Source organism: Pseudarthrobacter sp. NamE2 (assembly GCF_005796205.1).
In the GTDB taxonomy this organism is placed as follows: Bacteria; Actinomycetota; Actinomycetes; order Actinomycetales; family Micrococcaceae; genus Arthrobacter.
This window is the reverse complement of the sequence record NZ_VAHN01000016.1, coordinates 18,921-34,387: the sequence shown is the minus strand read 5'-3', so window position 1 is coordinate 34,387 and position 15,467 is coordinate 18,921. Positions and strand designations below refer to the sequence as shown.

Below are 15,467 nucleotides of genomic sequence, written 5' to 3'. Positions count from 1 at the left end.
GTGAGAGAGCGTTCGGCCTAAGGGCCCGAAACGTGAGCGAGCGTTTGAGTTTAAGGCGCAGGAAGTGATGGGGCGTCTGCGTTCAAGGGCGGCGGTGGGAAACTGGGCCTATGCCGATGCGGAACCTCATCTTTGTGGCGTTCGTCGAACCTGTGGCTGACGGGGCGGTATTCCTCCGCACGGACTGGCCGCTGCACATCACGCTGGTGAGGTTCGACGCCGGAAGCCGGGACAGCCCGGACCCCACCAAACGCGTGGCGGACCTTGCTGGAGGCCCGGCTGAAGCGGCCTTGGGTGCGCACCTGCTGGTGGGGGAGGACGCAGCGTTCGGCCGCAACGGGTCCGTGGCCGTCAGCCTGGTAAAGCCGCATCCGGCGCTGCAGGCCCTGCATGAAGCGCTCGTCGAAGCGGCGACCGCGGCGGACGGGCGGATCCTCACCCCGCGCCACACAATGTCCGGCTACCGCCCGCACGTCTCCCACCACGCCACCCGCGAAGGGACCGTCAAGCGGCTGAACCCGGGAGACGCCGTCGTGCTTGACCGCATTGCCCTGGTGGACATGGCCCCGGACGGTGACCACACCGTCCGGCACGTCCTCCGGCTCTGGAGCCGGACACCGGAAGCCGGCTAGGCGATCACGCCGTCCACCAGTGCTTTGGCCTCGGCCTGCACCTGCTTGAGGTGCTCCTCGCCCTTGAAGGACTCGGCGTAGATCTTGTAGACGTCTTCCGTGCCGGAGGGGCGGGCGGCGAACCAGGCGTTCTCCGTGACCACCTTGAGGCCGCCAATGGCCGCGCCGTTGCCCGGCGCCTCGGTCAGTTTGGCAGTGATCTCCTCACCGGCCAGCGACGTTGCAGTAACGTCCGCGGCGGAGAGCTTGCCCAGCTTCGCCTTCTGCTCCCTCGTGGCGGCGGCATCGATGCGCGCGTAGACGGGAGCGCCGAACTGGTCCGTCAGCCCCTTGTACAGCTGGGACGGGGACTTGCCCGTGACGGCGGTGATTTCAGAAGCCAGCAGGGCCAGCAGGATGCCGTCCTTGTCGGTGGTCCAGACACTGCCGTCCATCTTGTTGAAGGAAGCACCCGCGGATTCTTCGCCGCCAAAGGCGCCCTCGCCGGAGAGCAGGCCGGGAACGAACCACTTGAAGCCCACCGGCACCTCCACGAGCTTGCGGCCCAGGCTCTGCGCTACCCGGTCGATGATGGAGGAAGAGACCAGGGTCTTGCCCACCACGGATTCGGGGTTCCAGCCGCTGCGGTTGCGGTACAGGTAGTCGATGGCCACGGCAAGGTAGTGGTTGGGGTTCATCAGCCCGCCGTCGGGGGTGACGATGCCGTGCCGGTCGGCGTCGGCGTCGTTGCCGGTGGCCACGTCAAAGGCGGACCCGCCGTCCGACATCCGCTTGATCAGCGACGCCATTGCCGACGGCGACGAGCAGTCCATCCGGATCTTTTCGTCCCAGTCCAGGGTCATGAAGGCCCACTGCGGATCGATGGTGGGGTTCACCACGGTGAGGTTCAGCTGATGCCGCTCGCCAATCTCGCCCCAGTAATCCACGGCGGCCCCGCCCATGGGGTCGGCGCCGATCCGGACGCCGGCTTCGCGGATGGCGTCCAGGTTGAGGACGGACGGGAGGTCGTCCACGTAGCTGCTGAGGAAGTCGAACTTGCCCGTGGTGTCTGCGGCCAGAGCGTCGGCCAACTGCACCCGCTTGACGCCGCGGAGGTCGTTCTCGAGCAGTTCATTGGCGCGGTTGGCGATCCAGCCGGTGGCATCGGAATCGGCCGGTCCGCCGTGCGGGGGGTTGTACTTGAAGCCGCCGTCCGCAGGCGGGTTGTGGCTGGGGGTGATCACGATGCCGTCAGCCTGGGGCGCGCTTGGGCCGGCATTGCGGTTGTACGTAAGGATGGCATGGCTCAGGGCCGGGGTAGGGGTGTAGCCGTGGCGGGCGTCGATCAGGACCTGGACGCCGTTGGCCGCGAGCACTTCCAGCGCGGAATTCTGGGCCGGCTCGCTGAGGGCGTGCGTATCCTTGGCCAGGAACAGCGGTCCGGTGACGCCCTGCGCGGCCCGGTACTCGACAATGGCCTGGGTGATGGCCACAATGTGCTTCTCGTTGAAGGACGCCTTGAGGCTGGAACCGCGGTGCCCGGATGTACCGAACACAACGCGCTGGCCCGGATCACCGAGGTCCGGAGCGATGTCGTAGTACGCATCAAGGAGCGCAGTGATGTCAACAAGGTCCTGGGGTAGGGCAACTGTGCCCGCGCGGCTAGCCATGGCACCAGCATGCCAGAACCTGGCAGGAGTCCAAACGACCCTCGCCCAGAAACCGGTCCCTGTGTCAGGACCGTGTCCTCAAAGCAGGCCAGAACCAAGTACCGCACCTGAGTACCCGCCCGGAAAGTACTTATATACCGGCCCCTGGGCCCGCTGTTACTTTCGAGGAATCCGGAGAAACATCCGCAGGTAAAGCACGACGGCGGCCTGCCGCCGTCGTTGTTCCGGGCAGGGAAGACGGGGAGCAGCCATGGGGGCAGGAGACGGAGCAGCCGAGCAGTCCAGGCTGGCCGCTGAGAGGGTGGCACGGCTTAAGCGCCAGCTGGACCAGGCCGAGCGTTCCACAAGGGCATGGGACGCGGGGGCTGCCGGCGCGCGCACCGTGGCGGACAAGCTCAGCCAACTGGTTCCGCGGGGCTGGTATGTGCTGCACGACGTGCACTGGCCGGGCCGGCCCAAGGCCAATCTCGACCATGTGCTCGTGGGCCCCGGCGGCATCGTGGTGGTGGACGCCAAGAACTGGACTGGCGAGGTGCGGGTGTCGTCCGGCGTGCTGTGGCAGGGGCGCTACGCGCGGACCCAGGCGGTGGAGGGCGCGCTGGCCCAGTGCGCCGCCGTGGCGTCAGTGATGGCGCCGCCGTACCGCCGGCTGGTCCGCCCGTTGATCTGCATGGCCGGGCAGCCCGACCTCTTCGGTATCACCAGCTCGGACGTTGCTGTTGCCGGTGCGGACCGCGTGGTGGGTGCGGTGGAGTCCTTGCCGGCCGTCCTGGACCAGCAGGCCGTGGTGAATTTGTACGAGTACCTCGGCCAAGAGCTCACGCATGAGCAGGAGCCCGGAATTACGGCCTTCCGCAACGTTCCGGCAGGGACCGTTGTCAGGCCCGCCGGAGGGCTGCCTCCCGGAGGCCGGCCCGCAGAAGATGCCCGGGCGGAAGATATAGGGGCCCAAGAGACGCAGACGAAAGATGCCGGAGCCGAAGTTCCCAAGCCTGAAGAGGACAGGCCTGAAGATGCCGGGCTTGAAGAAACCGGGGCTGAAGGGGCACAAGCTGGCAGGGCCGGGACTTCGGGCGCCCGGACCCAAGGCACCGCCGCGCCGGCAGCCCGCCGCACCGGAAGCCCAACCGGAGCCCACCGGGGGTCGAGGAACCGTGGCGGAAGCACCTCCCGGCATCCGGCGGCACGGCACCTTTCGGCTGCCCGGCACGGGGGCGAGGCCCGGCACGGCAGGGCCGCCAAGGCCCACCAGCCCGGGGCAACCAGCGCAGGACGCCTGGCACTGCTGGCCGCCTTCGTCATCTTCGCGGTGTACGTCCTGCCATATTGGACGCAGTAGGTCCGCGCAGCCGTCCGCGGCTTGCGTCCCGGACGGCGGCGCTGGCGCGGTGAAGCCGCTCTGAGTCGAGCGTCCAGGACTGCCAGTACAGCGGGACATCCTCGTGCATGTCCTCCTCCAGCAGCACCAGGGAACCCGTGGCCAGTTCCTCACCTAGCTGCAGTTCCGGGAGCATGCCCCAGCCCAGTCCCGCCCTGACGGCGGCCAGGAACCCTTCCGACGAGGGGACCGTATGCGTGGGCGGGGACTGCTCCACCCCTTTTGCCGCGAGCAGTTCCCGTTGAAGGGTGTCTTTCGCGTTGAACTTCAGCACCGGCATGCCTTCCCAGTCCACGCTGTTCCGGCCTGCGAAGCGCCGGTGGAGTGCCGCGGAGGCCACCGGGATGTAGCGCATATGGCCCAGCAGCTCCACGCGGCAGCCGTTCACCGGGACGGGATCGGAGGTCACCGCGCCCATGACGTCTCCCTGCCGCAAGAGCTGGCTGCTGAAGCCCTGGTCCTCGACGTGCAGGTCCAGCATGGTGTCCGTCCACCCTGCAGCAACAGCCAGGACCGGGACGAACCAGGTAGCAAGCGAATCCGCGTTGACGGCCACCGGCATGACGGCGCGGGAGGCGGTGCCGCTGCCCAGCGCCGCTGCGGCTTCCGCTTCGAGGACCTGCACCTGGCGTGCCATGCGGAGCAGCACCATGCCGGCGTCGGTGGCGGCGCAGGGCACCCGGCGCCGGACCAGGACCTGGCCGGTTGAGGCCTCCAGCGCCTTGGTCCGCTGGCTAATGGCCGACGGTGTGAGCCGCAGGAGATCGGCCGCAGCCTCGAAGGTCCCTTCGTCGATGACCGCCGCGAGGGCGCGAAGGTGTTCGAAGTTTATGAAGGAATCCTAATGGGGACTAAAAACAATCGTTTGTCTTCACCCCTTCCCTTCCGTACCGTCGGAGGCGTGTGGATGACAGGGATGACCGGCATGCTGTCCGGACTGGCGCTGATCGTGGCTATTGGCGCGCAGAACGCCTTTGTGCTGCGGCAGGGCATCCGCCGGGAACACGTCGGAGCAGTGGTTGCCGTGTGCATGGCGGGAGATGCCGCCCTGATACTCGGCGGGACCGCCGGTATCGGCGCCCTGGTCACCAGGTTTCCCGAAGTCCTGGAGGTCCTGCGGTGGGGCGGCGTGGCCTACCTGGTGTGGTTTGCGGCCAGGTCCTTTGTGGCTGCCGTGAGGCCGTCCGCACTCGCCCAAAGCGAGCCGAGGTCAAAGAGCTCGGTGATCGCCAGCACCGCCGCCCTGACCTTCCTCAACCCCCACGTCTACCTCGACACCGTGGTCCTTCTGGGCAGCCTCGCCAACCAGCAGGGGCAGGACCTCCGGTGGGTTTTCGCCGGCGGTGCCGTCGCCGCAAGCGTGCTCTGGTTCTCGGCCCTTGGTTATGGTGCCCGCGCCTTGGCAGGTGTCCTGGCCAGACCCCGGACCTGGTGCCTGGTGGACCTGGCCATCGGTGTCATCATGCTCAGCCTGGCGGTCAAGCTCATCCTGCAGTGACCGGCACCAAACCCGCGGCAGGCGCTAGGCTGGACCTAAAATTCCAGGGGGAAAACCATGACTGACCAGTCTTCCCAGCGCCGTGATCCGCAGTGGCCTGAGTCCGCCAGGAACCATGACTCCGCGCCTGGTGTGCCGCCGTCGGGCTACGAACCGCCCCGCTTCGTGCCGCCCTACGGCTCCGGAACGCCGGCCCCCGCTTACGGCCAGGACGCACACAGCCAGGAAAGCCAGCCTGGCAACCAGTACAGCCAGTTCGGGCAGCAGCAGGCCTATGGACAGCAGCCGCCCTACGGCCAGCCGTACAGTCCCTATGGGCAACAGGCCTATTACGGGGCGCCCGCGCAGCCGAAGACCCTCAGCATCGCCAGCATGGTCTGCGGCATCGCGTCCGTGATCATGGGCTGGCTGATGCTGCCCCAGATCGCCGCGGTCATCACGGGACACATGGCACTGCGGCGCGAGCCGTCCGGAAGGGGCATGTCCATCACCGGCCTGGTCCTGGGGTACCTGTGCCTGCTCGGCTACGGGGCGTTCTGGCTCCTGCTCATCATCGGGCTCGCCTACGCCGGCTCCACCTCCACATACACCTTTTAACTAACACTCGATTCCCTATCACTTTTGGTTCCCAAAAGTGATAGGGAATCGAGTGTGCGCGCCGCCGTCGGGAAAATCAGGCAGCCCCGCGTGTCCCGTGGGTGTCAACCTCACCCGTCCGCTAGGCGCAGCGCTCCAGTACGCGCTAGCGGCGCTGTCCTGCCCGTGCCCGGTGCGCGTTCCTGCGCAGCTGCAGGATCCGGGCGCCGCCGGCCGCGGCCACCAGGACCCCGCCCGTGACGCTGGCAATGAACAGTGCCATCCCCAGCGGGACGGCACCTTCGAGGCCCAGGAACTTCACCAGGACAAGCTCCTGGTTTTGCAGGATGAAGATAATCAGCAGGATCAGCAGCACCAGCGCGGCCACGACGGCGGCCCAGATGACACCTGTCCGGGTGACCTGCCGCTCCCCGCTGCCGCCGGCAGCGGGGCTTGGCCCGGGTGCGCCGGACGAGTAGGAGGGTGCATTGCTGTAGCCGTCCGCTGCCTGGCCGGCCGGGGGCGTTCCGGCTCCCGGCTCCTGCCGCCCGTCGGATCCCGGCGTTTGCTGTCCAGCGCTCATGGTCATCCCCTTCCGTAAATGCTAAGCATGCTTACCACGCAACCCTAGCGTCGCGATTTGCAGCAGCACAACAGGTGGCGGTTGCGTTCCGGGCAATAAGGTCTCCGGCGTGGACCCGCTTCGCCGCCCACCCCCTCGGGGGCGCGCTGTCGCCGTCGTCAATCATGCTGAGGTTGGCCGCATGTACGTAGTGCTCCTGCATGCCTTAATCTTCCCGCCGAAGCAACGACCGAAGGCCCGTTGCAATTGCCAGACAAGGCGGAAGGGCCTCCTGCGGAGACCCTTCCAGAAACCCGGCCCGGGTCACACCCTCTCCTTGCTCCGTTCAGCTGAAGGGGTGCGGGGCGTGGGCGTCCGGCGCCAGCTCGGGAAAGCCCAGAACGTGTAGTCCTGTCCCTCAACGCGTGGTTCCGGAGTTTCCACCGGGGTTTCCTGCTCGGCTTCAGGCTTACGTTCGGCTTCCTTCTTGTAGCCCCACCCGAAGTCCTTGCTGTATCCGTAGCACATCACAGACCTCCTTAAGTGACTGCCCTTTAATCGTCCTCCTGATCGGTCAGGGAGTCGATATCTTCGGGCAGATTGCGGTGTTCCGAGGGCCTGTCCCCGGGTGTGGTGTTACCGCGAGCCCGCCACCGACTCGGCCTCCTGCGGGCCGTGGAAGTCACACGGGCCCTGATGGCGGAGCGGAAGGAGGCAGGTCCTGCCGGTGGGGAGATGCACCAGGGCGCAGCGCCCTGCCTGGGCCACGTCCTCCCGGACATTCGGATTGCTCACGTCCGGCCGGGAACCCCCGCCATTAATGAGAGCTTCGCCGGAGGTGGCGGAGGGATGTTCAGCGTTCATTACGGCAACTCCTCTTTGAGCATTGGCCGGGTGGAAGATGCATTGGGTGACGCCTTTAAGAGTCTGCTCCGGCCCGGTTACAGGAGGGTAAAGCGCGCGTTAGGAACAGGTCAACACGCCCCGGCTAGAAGCCCAGCTGGTGCGCCACCTGCAGCAGCAGGCGCTCTGAATTGGACGGCCCCACCAGCTGGATCCCCATCGGCAGTCCGCTGCCCGCCGCTCCGGCGGTCCAGTGCACCGGAACGGTGATCGCGGGCAGCCCGCACACGTTGACCATTGAGGACCACGGCGCGAACTCGCACTGTTTCCGGTAGTCGCCGTCGGCGTCGCCCGGCCATTGCGTGGCGGGCCAGAGCCCGTCTCCATGGCCGGTGCCGGTGAACCAGCCCACCGGCCGCGGAGTCTGAGCCAGGGCCGGCATCAGCATCAGGTCCCACTGCCCGTACTGGGCCACCGTGTCCTGCTGGAACTGCCGCAGGAACGCCAGTGATTCCGCCAGCTTGGCGGCGCTTCGCTGCTGCGCGCGGCGCCGGAAAGTCCTGGTCAGCGGGGCCAGCAGCGGCTCACGCTGCGGGCTGATCCTGGCGGTGCCCACGCCGGCGGTCCAGGCCGTGGTGAACGCCTCCGGGTACCGGTTGTCGTAGCGAATGGCTGCCTCATGGACAGAGTGGCCGGCGTGCTCCAAAAGGTTCCTGCCGGTTTCCAGGGCGTCCAGGGCTTCCTGCTCAGGCGTGAACGGAAAGGTGCCGGACCAGGGGCTGTCCAGTGTGAGCCCGATCCGCAGTGGGCGCGGCTCCCGGCCCAGGTCCTGCAGATAGCTCCCGCCCGGAACCATGGCGTCCATCAACAGCGCGGCATCGGCGGCGTTGCGCGCCAGGGGACCAGGGACCACCAGCCGGGCGGGGTCGCCCTGGCTTTCCCCGGCGGGGACCACGCCCCGGCCCGGTTTGAGCCCGACCAGCCCACAGGCCGCCGCCGGGATTCGGATTGAACCGCCGCCGTCGGACCCGGGCGCGAAGGGGAGCATGCCCGCCGCTACTGCGGCGGCGCTGCCTCCTGAAGAGCCACCGGAGCTCCTGCTGGGAGCGTGGGGATTGCGCGACGGCGGCGCGATCCGGTTTTCGCTATAGGCCGTCAGTCCGAATTCGGGCACCTGCGTTTTTCCGAGCGTGACGGCCCCGGTTTCCCGGAGCGCAGCCACCAACGGTGCGTCGGCAGGGGCGGGTTTGTGGTCAAGGGCGGCGCTGCCGTGAGTGGTCACCACGCCTGCCACGTCCGCAAGGTCCTTGAAGGCCAGGGGCATGCCGTGCAGGAGGGGGAGCTGGTCCGCTGAAGCCCGGGCCCGCCGGACGTCCACGGCCCGCGACTCGGCCAGGGCCTGGTCCGCCGTCACGGTGACAAACGCGCCCAGCAGGGGGTTGAGCTGCCCGATCCGCGCAAGGAAGTGGCGCATGACATCGAGAGCGGACACCTCGCCCTGACGCAGGCAGTCACGCAGCTCCACGGCAGAAAGTTCGTGGAGCTCAGCCACGGTGCTGCTGCTTCCCGGGCTCCTGGCCGGTGCCGGATTGGACGTCGGGTTGCACTGCGGGCAAGGGTCCTCCGTCAGTCTCCTGGAAGCTTCGCTGTCCTAGAAGGGTACCCCGACTGCCCGGACCTCCCCGCGAAGGAAGCACTAGGCTTAAAGCTGACTCCGCTCCGCCACGACAGGATTTTCCATGAGTGATTTCGATACCGTTCCCGTCCGCGACATCCCCGAGGATGCCGTCATCCTTGACGTCCGGGAGGACTACGAATGGGTGGCCGGGCACGCCGAAGGCGCAGTGCATATCCCCATGGACCAGATTCCGCCCCGGCTCGAGGAGCTGGATCCGGATGAGGACCTCTACATCGTCTGCAGGACCGGCGGCCGCTCCTTCCGCGTGGCGCAATGGCTCACCGGCCAGGGCTACACGGCCATCAACGTGGCCGGCGGCATGGACCAGTGGCTCGAACTCGGCAAGCCCCTCGTCTCGGACAACGGGCTCAAGCCGATCGTTCTTTAATGCACGCCCCCTCCCGCACGTACGCGTTCCTCGGCCCGGAAGGAACCTTCACCGAAGCCGCGCTGATGCAGGTGCCGGACGCCGATGAGGCTACCCGGATCCCGGCGTCCAACGTCAACGCCGCCCTGGACATGGTGCGCGCGGAGTCAGCCGACGCCGCCATGGTTCCCATCGAGAACTCGGTGGAGGGTGGTGTGACTGCCACCCTCGACGCCATCGCCGGCGGGAAGGAACTGCGGATTGTCCGGGAGGTCCTGGTGCCCGTCAGCTTTGTGCTGGTGGCGCGGCCCGGCGTGCAGTTGGGTGAAGTGCGGAGAGTATCTACGCACGGGCATGCATGGGCGCAGTGCCGGCTGTGGATGGACCAGAACATTCCCGATGCGGAATACGTGCCCGGATCTTCCACCGCCGCGGCCGCCCTGGGGCTACTCGAGGATGACTGCCACTATGACGCCGCGATTTGTGCCCCGCTGGTGGCCCGCGAACAGCCCGGCTTCTCGGTCCTTGCCGGGAACATCGGGGACAACCCTGGCGCAGTCACCCGCTTCATCCTGGTCAGCAGGCCCGGTCAGCTGCCGGAGCGGACGGGCGCGGACAAGACAACCGTGGTGGTCCCGCTTCCCCGGGACCGGCCCGGCGCGCTGATGGAGATCCTGGACCAGTTCGCCAGCCGCGGCGTGAACCTCAGCCGGATCGAATCCCGGCCCACCGGACAATACCTGGGCCACTACTTCTTCAGCATCGACGCCGACGGGCACGTGCGGGATGCCCGGGTGGCGGACGCCCTGGCCGGCCTGCACCGCATCAGCCCGGACACACGCTTCCTGGGCTCCTACCCCCGTGCGGACCGGCTGGAAACGGTGGTGGAAACGCATACGTCCGACCAGGCATTTGCGGCAGCAAAGGCTTGGGTGGGCGCCATTCTGGGGCCCTGATCCGCCAGAAGGGAAAGCGCTTCCGCCGCTTCGCCCACAGCGTAGGCAAATGCCCTTCCGGGTATTTCCCGGGGGTGTGGACAGTGCGTATGCTTACTTGATCCACATGGGGGATGGCCCCTAGCGAAGGGAGCGGGTCATGACTGCCAGCAGCAGCGACAACGACGGCCAGGGGATGATCGTCAACCCCAGGCCCACCGCCGACAACCAGGACTGGGACGGCGACGAGGCAGACCGTGCTGACCGCCTGCGCTTCGAAGAGGAACAGGCGATGATCCGCGAGCAGTCCGAGGCCCGCGCTGCCGCAAAGGCAGCAGCCCAGGCTGCCAAGGAAGCCAACGCCTGACCGCCGCACCCCGCTCAAGCCTCCGCCGCATACGCAACCCCGATCCTACTTAACCGACAGCACCGGAACCGGCGCACTCAGCCGGCTGCCGGCGTTGTGCTTAAAGTCCGCCCTTGACCCTGACCAGCAGCGACCGGGGATCAACCTGGACGGTGAGCCGGGTGGCCTCGCCTGACGTGTCGCCGTCGAGCTGCGTGGGCATCGGCTCGGGGCACTTGATGACCACCCGTCCTGACCTGTACACGGTCATGACGGGCAGCTTTCCGCTGTGCTTGAAGAGGACCTTCACATACATCAGCAGCCAGCCCAAGGCGCTGCGCGGGCTCATCACCACCACGTCCAGCATGCCGTCGTCAATCATGGCCTGCGGAATGAAGTCGATTCCGCCGGGAACCAGGCCGCAGTTGGCGAAAAGCACGCTGCGGATGTTCCTCACCTGCTCCGGGCTGCCATCCAGCGAGATGGAGATCTTCTTGCGCCGGCCGGGCAGGTGCCGCATCCCGGCTTCCGTGTAGGCGAGCCAGCCCACGGCCTTTTTCAGGCCGGCGTTGGTGTCCGCCAGCACCTCGGCATCCATACCGATTCCCGCAATCACCAGGAATACGTGCTCCGATGAATGCCCGGTCCGCGAATTGTGGATCCCCATACGGGCCGTGTCGATGAAGCGCTGCCGTCCGAACAGCGCCGTCTGGACATTGCCGTGGAGATCGTTGACGTCCAGCTCCACGTTCCGGGCCAGCAGGTTGCCTGTTCCGAGCGGGATAAGGCCCATCGCCACTCCGGTGTGCGCGAGGGACTCCGCCGCCACCCGGACGGTACCGTCGCCGCCGCCCACCAGGACGACATCGGGCTTGGTTGCCAAAGCAGCCTGCATCTGGGAGAAGCCGGGATCCTCGAGTGTGGTTTCGAAGAATGCCGGTGCGTCCCAGCCTGCGGCCAGGCAGGCGCGCTGGATGGTCTCTTTCGCCTCCTGGGCGCGTGCCTTTACGGGATTCAGGATGACTGCCACGCGCTGCTCGGCGAGCCCGGAATCGTGGGCATCTTCGGCCACCGCACTACGCATATGCAGGTCCTTGAGCTTGCGCACGCCCCACCAGCTGGAGATGGCGAAGGCAAGCGCCACCCCGATCAGCACGTAGAGAATCCAGTCGCTCATGGTGCTTCCACAGTAGCCCGGCGGAAGCCGCGCCATCCCGGCGCACCCGCGTCGCCCGCCGTCGTGCCGTGTTTTGGATACCCTTGTCTGGTGATCGACGTAAAAGACCTCAGCGAAAACCCGGACAAGTACCGTGTCAGCCAGCGCGCCCGCGGCGCGGACGAATCAGTGGTGGACGCGATCATCTCTGCCGATTCCGCACGCCGCGCTGCACTGATCCGTTTCGAGAACCTGCGCGCGGAGCAGAACGCGTTCGGCAAGAAAGTGGCGCAGGCCAAGGGCGAGGAGAAGCAGGCCCTGCTTGCAGAGGTCAAGGAACTTGCCAACTTGGTGAAGGCCGCTTCCGCCGAGGCCGATGCCGCGCAGACCAAGCAGGAAGAACTGCTGCGGACCATCCCCAACCTCATCGAGGAGGGCGTTCCCGAAGGCGGCGAGGACGACTATGTTGTGGTCAAGACCGTCGGCACGCCGCGCGAATTTTCCGACTTCGAGCCCCGCGACCACCTGGAGATCGGCGAGTTGATCGGCGCGATCGACATGGAACGCGGCGCCAAGGTCTCCGGCGCGCGCTTCTACTTCCTCCGGGGCGCAGGTGCCAGGCTGGAGATGGCGCTGCTGCAGATGGCCATGGACCAGGCCATCGAGGCCGGCTTCATCCCGATGATCACGCCCACTTTGGTGCGTCCCGAGACCATGCAGGGCACAGGCTTCGACGTCAAGCACGACGCCGAGATCTACCGCCTCGCGGAGGACGACCTTTACCTTGTGGGCACCTCGGAGGTTTCCCTGGCCGGCTACCACGCCGACGAGATCCTCGACTTCTCCGCCGGCCCCATCCGCTACGCCGGCCAGAGCTCCTGCTACCGCCGCGAGGCCGGATCGCACGGCAAGGACACCCGCGGCATCATCCGCGTGCACCAGTTCAACAAGGTGGAAATGTTCATCTACACCACCGTTGAGGAGGCCGCCGCGGAGCACCAGCGGCTGCTGGCGTGGGAAGAGGAGATGCTGGCCAAGTGTGAGCTGCCCTACCGTGTCATTGACACCGCTGCCGGGGATCTGGGCACCTCCGCTGCCCGGAAGTTCGACTGTGAGGCATGGGTTCCCACCCAGGGCGCCTACCGTGAACTGACCTCCACCTCGAACTGCACCACCTTCCAGGCCCGCCGCCTGAACATCCGTGAGCGCGTGGTAAACGCAGAAGGCGCAGCCAAGGGCACCCGGTCCGTGGCCACCCTGAACGGCACCCTGGCCACCACCCGCTGGATCGTTGCCCTGCTGGAGCACCACCAGAACGCCGACGGGTCCGTAAACGTACCCAAGGCGCTGCAGAAGTACCTGGGCGGCCTTGAGGTCCTGCCGGTTCTGTAGCCTTCCTGCCCGCCTGCTTGTCCGCGGGTCCGGGCCTTCATGGCCCTGGTCCCCGGACAAGCCAGGTGTGGGCACGATCCGAGTATTAACGCAGCGTTCAATAAATATGTGGCGCGTGTCCTAGCGAAGGCCAGTTACGTCTGGTTCACTGTGTGGATGACAACGCTGATTGAAACCTCAGTCGCCGGCAACGATGACCGGCGAGACAACCACAACAACAACGGCCAGCAACTGATGATTGCCCTGGACGTGGACGGCACCCTGGTGGACCACGATGGCCACATGTCCCCTAACGTCCGGGAAGCCGCGCAGGCTGTGGTCGCCGCCGGGCACGAGGTGATGATTGCCACCGGCCGTTCCCTCAACGCAACCCTCCCCATTATCGAAAAGATCGGCATCGAGCGCGGCTACGCGGTCTGCTGCAACGGGGGTGTGACCCTGCGCCTGCATCCGGACCTGGACAACGGCTACGAGGTGATGCACAAGGCCACCTTCGATCCCGCGCCCGCCCTTCGCGCACTCCGCGAACGCCTTCCCTCCGCCAAGTACGCGCTGGAGGACGCCGACGGCAACTTCCTCTCCACCGAACGCTTCCAGGACGCGAGCTTCGGTGTCGAAGCCGTGGGTGTTGATTTCAACACCATGCTTGAGTCCACGGCGGTCCGCGTGGTGGTGTTCAGCGCCGAGAACACCCCGGAAGAATTCAACGAGGCAATCGAACACGTGGGCCTCGCCGGGGTGACGTACTCGGTGGGTTGGACGGCATGGCTGGATATCGCCGCCGCCGGAGTAACCAAGGCCAGCGCCCTGGAGAACCTGCGCCTCCAGCTGGGCATCGACCCCGACCTCACCGTGGCCATCGGCGACGGCCGCAATGACATCGAGATGCTGGGCTGGGCAGGCCGCGGCGTGGCCATGGGCCAGGCACCGGAGGAAGTCGTTGCCGCCGCCGACGAAGTCACCCATTCAGTGTGCGACGATGGCGCTGCCCATGTGCTGCGCAGCCTCCTCTAAGCCCACGCCGCATGCTCCCGGCCCAGCCGGCGGCGCGTTGCTGTATCTGGCGGCCGCGGCAAGTTGACCCAGGAAAGCGGCTCCGGTCCGGACTCCGCCCGCAGTCAAGGCAGAATAGAAGCCATGACCCTTACGACGTTCGCCCTCGTCCGCCATGGCCAGACCGACTGGAACGCCGAGCGCCGGCTGCAGGGATCCACTGACATTCCGCTGAACGACGTCGGCCGCGGCCAGGCGCGTGACGCCGTCACCGTCCTTGCCCCGTACCAGTGGGACGCGATCGTCTCCTCGCCGCTTAGCCGCGCAGCTGAAACGGCGGACATCATTGCCGAAGGCCTCGGGCTTACCGTATCCCGGCGGGTACCGGAACTTACCGAGCGGAGCTTCGGCCCCGCCGAAGGCATGCAGGCGGGCCCGGAGCTGGATGCACTGCGCGAACCTGGCGGGTTCAAGGGCGCTGAGAGCGAGGACGAGGCAGCACTCCGCGGGCTTGCCGCTTTGGAGGCGCTCGCCGAGGAGTTTTCCGGCCAGCGGCTCCTGGTGGTGACGCATGGCACGCTGCTCCGCGTCAGCCTCAGCCGGGCCATCGGCGAGACGCTCACCAGCGTGAACAACGCCGTCCTCAACCTCGCACACCACCACGCGATCGACGGGTGGCAGCTGGAGTACTTCAACGGCGAACCGGTCCTGGCGGCGACCAGCAGCTAAGAATTTCTAAGCTATTGAACGCCCGACGGCGGTCGACGGCTTAGCCGGTCAGCGCGCCTCGAGGACCAGCGCCAGCAGCCGGGCCGCCGCTGGCCGCGCGGCATGTTCCTCGTTCCACTGCGCCCGGGCTACTGCCTTGCTGACGGCCTGCGTGGTGATTCCGATCTCCTGGGCCACGGCCTTCTGCTGCCCGCGCACCCCGGGGGTCAGCAGGTCGAGGACGCGCCACTCCGCGCCGGAGCGGTCGCGGACAATGTGGCCGAGAAGCCTGAGTACCGCCTCGGCCTCCTGGGCCACGTCCGCAAGCGGACCTTCAACGGCCACGGGCACCCTGTCCTTGCTGCTGCGGAGCCGGTCCACGGCCCGCCGCGCATACACAAGCCCATGTCCGGAGGCGTCCTTGATCTGGTTGGGCAGCGGCTCGTTCACCGGGCCAACGCCAATTCCCACGTACCAGTAGCCGCTGCGGAGCGCGATCAGTGCCGCGTCCACGGCCTGGTGCGGAACGTCCACGATCCCCTGCACTTCATCCTCGACGGAGCGGTCGAAGTCCAGGCGCGCGGGAATGTGCCGCAGGTCCTTGAGCAGCTGCGGAACCCGGTCACCGTCGCGCCGGCTGTCCGTCTGGTTGATGGTCAGCGTGAACATTCTGGGTACACACTACCCGGAAGTAGGAAACCCGGAACCGGGATGTTACGGCTGGCCAGCACACATTTCCGTGAAGTGGACTGTC

18 protein-coding genes are annotated in these 15,467 nt (G+C 67.0%); 10 read left to right on the top strand and 8 right to left on the bottom strand.

The genetic code is table 11. The features are described 5' to 3' along the window. Nucleotides 1–116 precede the first annotated feature (116 nt). Entirely contained in the window at nt 117–632 is a 516-nt protein-coding gene (locus tag FDW83_RS16320) for a 2'-5' RNA ligase family protein (RefSeq protein ID WP_138139179.1), read from the top strand. Here FDW83_RS16320 and pgm read toward each other — a convergent pair. After that, on the bottom strand, nt 629–2,281 hold the full coding sequence (gene pgm, locus FDW83_RS16315) for a phosphoglucomutase (alpha-D-glucose-1,6-bisphosphate-dependent) (protein WP_138139137.1): 1,653 nt from the start codon (nt 2,279–2,281) through the stop codon (nt 629–631). The genes FDW83_RS16320 and pgm overlap by 4 nt on opposite strands. A gap of 250 nt (nt 2,282–2,531) precedes the next feature. On the opposite strand from pgm, the gene FDW83_RS16310 reads away from it, so the two are divergent. Continuing rightward, on the top strand, nt 2,532–3,620 hold the full coding sequence (locus FDW83_RS16310; RefSeq protein WP_138139136.1) for a nuclease-related domain-containing protein: 1,089 nt from the start codon (nt 2,532–2,534) through the stop codon (nt 3,618–3,620). On the opposite strand, the gene FDW83_RS16305 is transcribed toward FDW83_RS16310, so the two are convergent. Beyond that, complete coding sequence (locus FDW83_RS16305) at nt 3,580–4,491, bottom strand: LysR family transcriptional regulator ArgP (RefSeq protein WP_138139135.1); 912 nt, start codon at nt 4,489–4,491, stop codon at nt 3,580–3,582. The two genes, FDW83_RS16310 and FDW83_RS16305, sit on opposite strands and share 41 nt — an antisense overlap. A 93-nt stretch (nt 4,492–4,584) precedes the next feature. Here FDW83_RS16305 and FDW83_RS16300 point away from each other — a divergent pair, with 93 nt between their 5' ends. Both FDW83_RS16300 and FDW83_RS16295 read left to right on the top strand, forming a co-directional pair. Next, a complete protein-coding gene (locus tag FDW83_RS16300; protein WP_138139178.1) occupies nt 4,585–5,157 on the top strand; it encodes a LysE/ArgO family amino acid transporter in 573 nt (190 codons plus the stop codon). A gap of 57 nt (nt 5,158–5,214) precedes the next feature. Further along, the gene (locus FDW83_RS16295) at nt 5,215–5,754 is read left to right on the top strand and encodes a DUF4190 domain-containing protein (protein ID WP_138139134.1); all 540 of its coding nucleotides are present in this window, start codon (nt 5,215–5,217) and stop codon (nt 5,752–5,754) included. A 145-nt stretch (nt 5,755–5,899) separates the two neighbouring features. Here the strand turns inward: FDW83_RS16295 and FDW83_RS16290 are convergent, their stop codons facing one another. The 4 genes from FDW83_RS16290 to FDW83_RS16275 form a co-directional block, all read right to left on the bottom strand. Continuing rightward, complete coding sequence (locus FDW83_RS16290; RefSeq protein WP_138139133.1) at nt 5,900–6,316, bottom strand: lipopolysaccharide assembly LapA domain-containing protein; 417 nt, start codon at nt 6,314–6,316, stop codon at nt 5,900–5,902. Nucleotides 6,317–6,619: 303 nt separating this feature from the next. Further along, a complete protein-coding gene (locus tag FDW83_RS16285) occupies nt 6,620–6,823 on the bottom strand; it encodes a hypothetical protein (protein WP_138139132.1) in 204 nt (67 codons plus the stop codon). A 108-nt stretch (nt 6,824–6,931) separates the two neighbouring features. Then, nucleotides 6,932–7,159, bottom strand: coding sequence for a hypothetical protein (locus FDW83_RS16280; RefSeq protein WP_138139131.1), 228 nt, complete (start codon nt 7,157–7,159; stop codon nt 6,932–6,934). Nucleotides 7,160–7,283: 124 nt separating this feature from the next. Beyond that, nucleotides 7,284–8,690, bottom strand: coding sequence for an amidase (locus tag FDW83_RS16275; RefSeq protein ID WP_138139130.1), 1,407 nt, complete (start codon nt 8,688–8,690; stop codon nt 7,284–7,286). Between the two features lie 187 nt (nt 8,691–8,877). Between FDW83_RS16275 and FDW83_RS16270 the strand changes: the two genes are divergently transcribed. From FDW83_RS16270 to FDW83_RS16260, 3 genes are all read left to right on the top strand, one after another. Continuing rightward, on the top strand, nt 8,878–9,204 hold the full coding sequence (locus FDW83_RS16270; protein ID WP_138139129.1) for a rhodanese-like domain-containing protein: 327 nt from the start codon (nt 8,878–8,880) through the stop codon (nt 9,202–9,204). Further along, the gene (pheA, locus tag FDW83_RS16265; protein ID WP_138139128.1) at nt 9,204–10,139 is read left to right on the top strand and encodes a prephenate dehydratase; all 936 of its coding nucleotides are present in this window, start codon (nt 9,204–9,206) and stop codon (nt 10,137–10,139) included. Before FDW83_RS16270 ends, pheA begins: the two co-directional genes overlap by 1 nt. 139 nt (nt 10,140–10,278) lie before the next feature. Continuing rightward, nucleotides 10,279–10,485 (top strand): hypothetical protein, encoded by a 207-nt coding sequence (locus tag FDW83_RS16260; protein WP_138139127.1) that lies wholly within the window; start codon nt 10,279–10,281, stop codon nt 10,483–10,485. Between the two features lie 100 nt (nt 10,486–10,585). On the opposite strand, the gene FDW83_RS16255 is transcribed toward FDW83_RS16260, so the two are convergent. Beyond that, nucleotides 10,586–11,641 (bottom strand): diacylglycerol kinase family protein, encoded by a 1,056-nt coding sequence (locus tag FDW83_RS16255; RefSeq protein ID WP_138139126.1) that lies wholly within the window; start codon nt 11,639–11,641, stop codon nt 10,586–10,588. 90 nt (nt 11,642–11,731) lie between these two features. Here FDW83_RS16255 and serS point away from each other — a divergent pair, with 90 nt between their 5' ends. From serS to FDW83_RS16240, 3 genes are all read left to right on the top strand, one after another. Next, nucleotides 11,732–13,012, top strand: coding sequence for a serine--tRNA ligase (gene serS / locus FDW83_RS16250; RefSeq protein WP_138139125.1), 1,281 nt, complete (start codon nt 11,732–11,734; stop codon nt 13,010–13,012). A 156-nt stretch (nt 13,013–13,168) separates the two neighbouring features. Then, on the top strand, nt 13,169–14,026 hold the full coding sequence (locus tag FDW83_RS16245; protein ID WP_138139124.1) for an HAD family hydrolase: 858 nt from the start codon (nt 13,169–13,171) through the stop codon (nt 14,024–14,026). Nucleotides 14,027–14,149: 123 nt separating this feature from the next. Then, entirely contained in the window at nt 14,150–14,734 is a 585-nt protein-coding gene (locus FDW83_RS16240) for a histidine phosphatase family protein (RefSeq protein ID WP_138139123.1), read from the top strand. Nucleotides 14,735–14,782: 48 nt separating this feature from the next. Here the strand turns inward: FDW83_RS16240 and FDW83_RS16235 are convergent, their stop codons facing one another. After that, nucleotides 14,783–15,382 carry a hypothetical protein gene (locus FDW83_RS16235; RefSeq protein ID WP_138139122.1) on the bottom strand — a complete coding sequence of 200 codons (600 nt, stop codon included), beginning with the start codon at nt 15,380–15,382 and terminating at the stop codon, nt 14,783–14,785. Nucleotides 15,383–15,467: the final 85 nt, after the last annotated feature.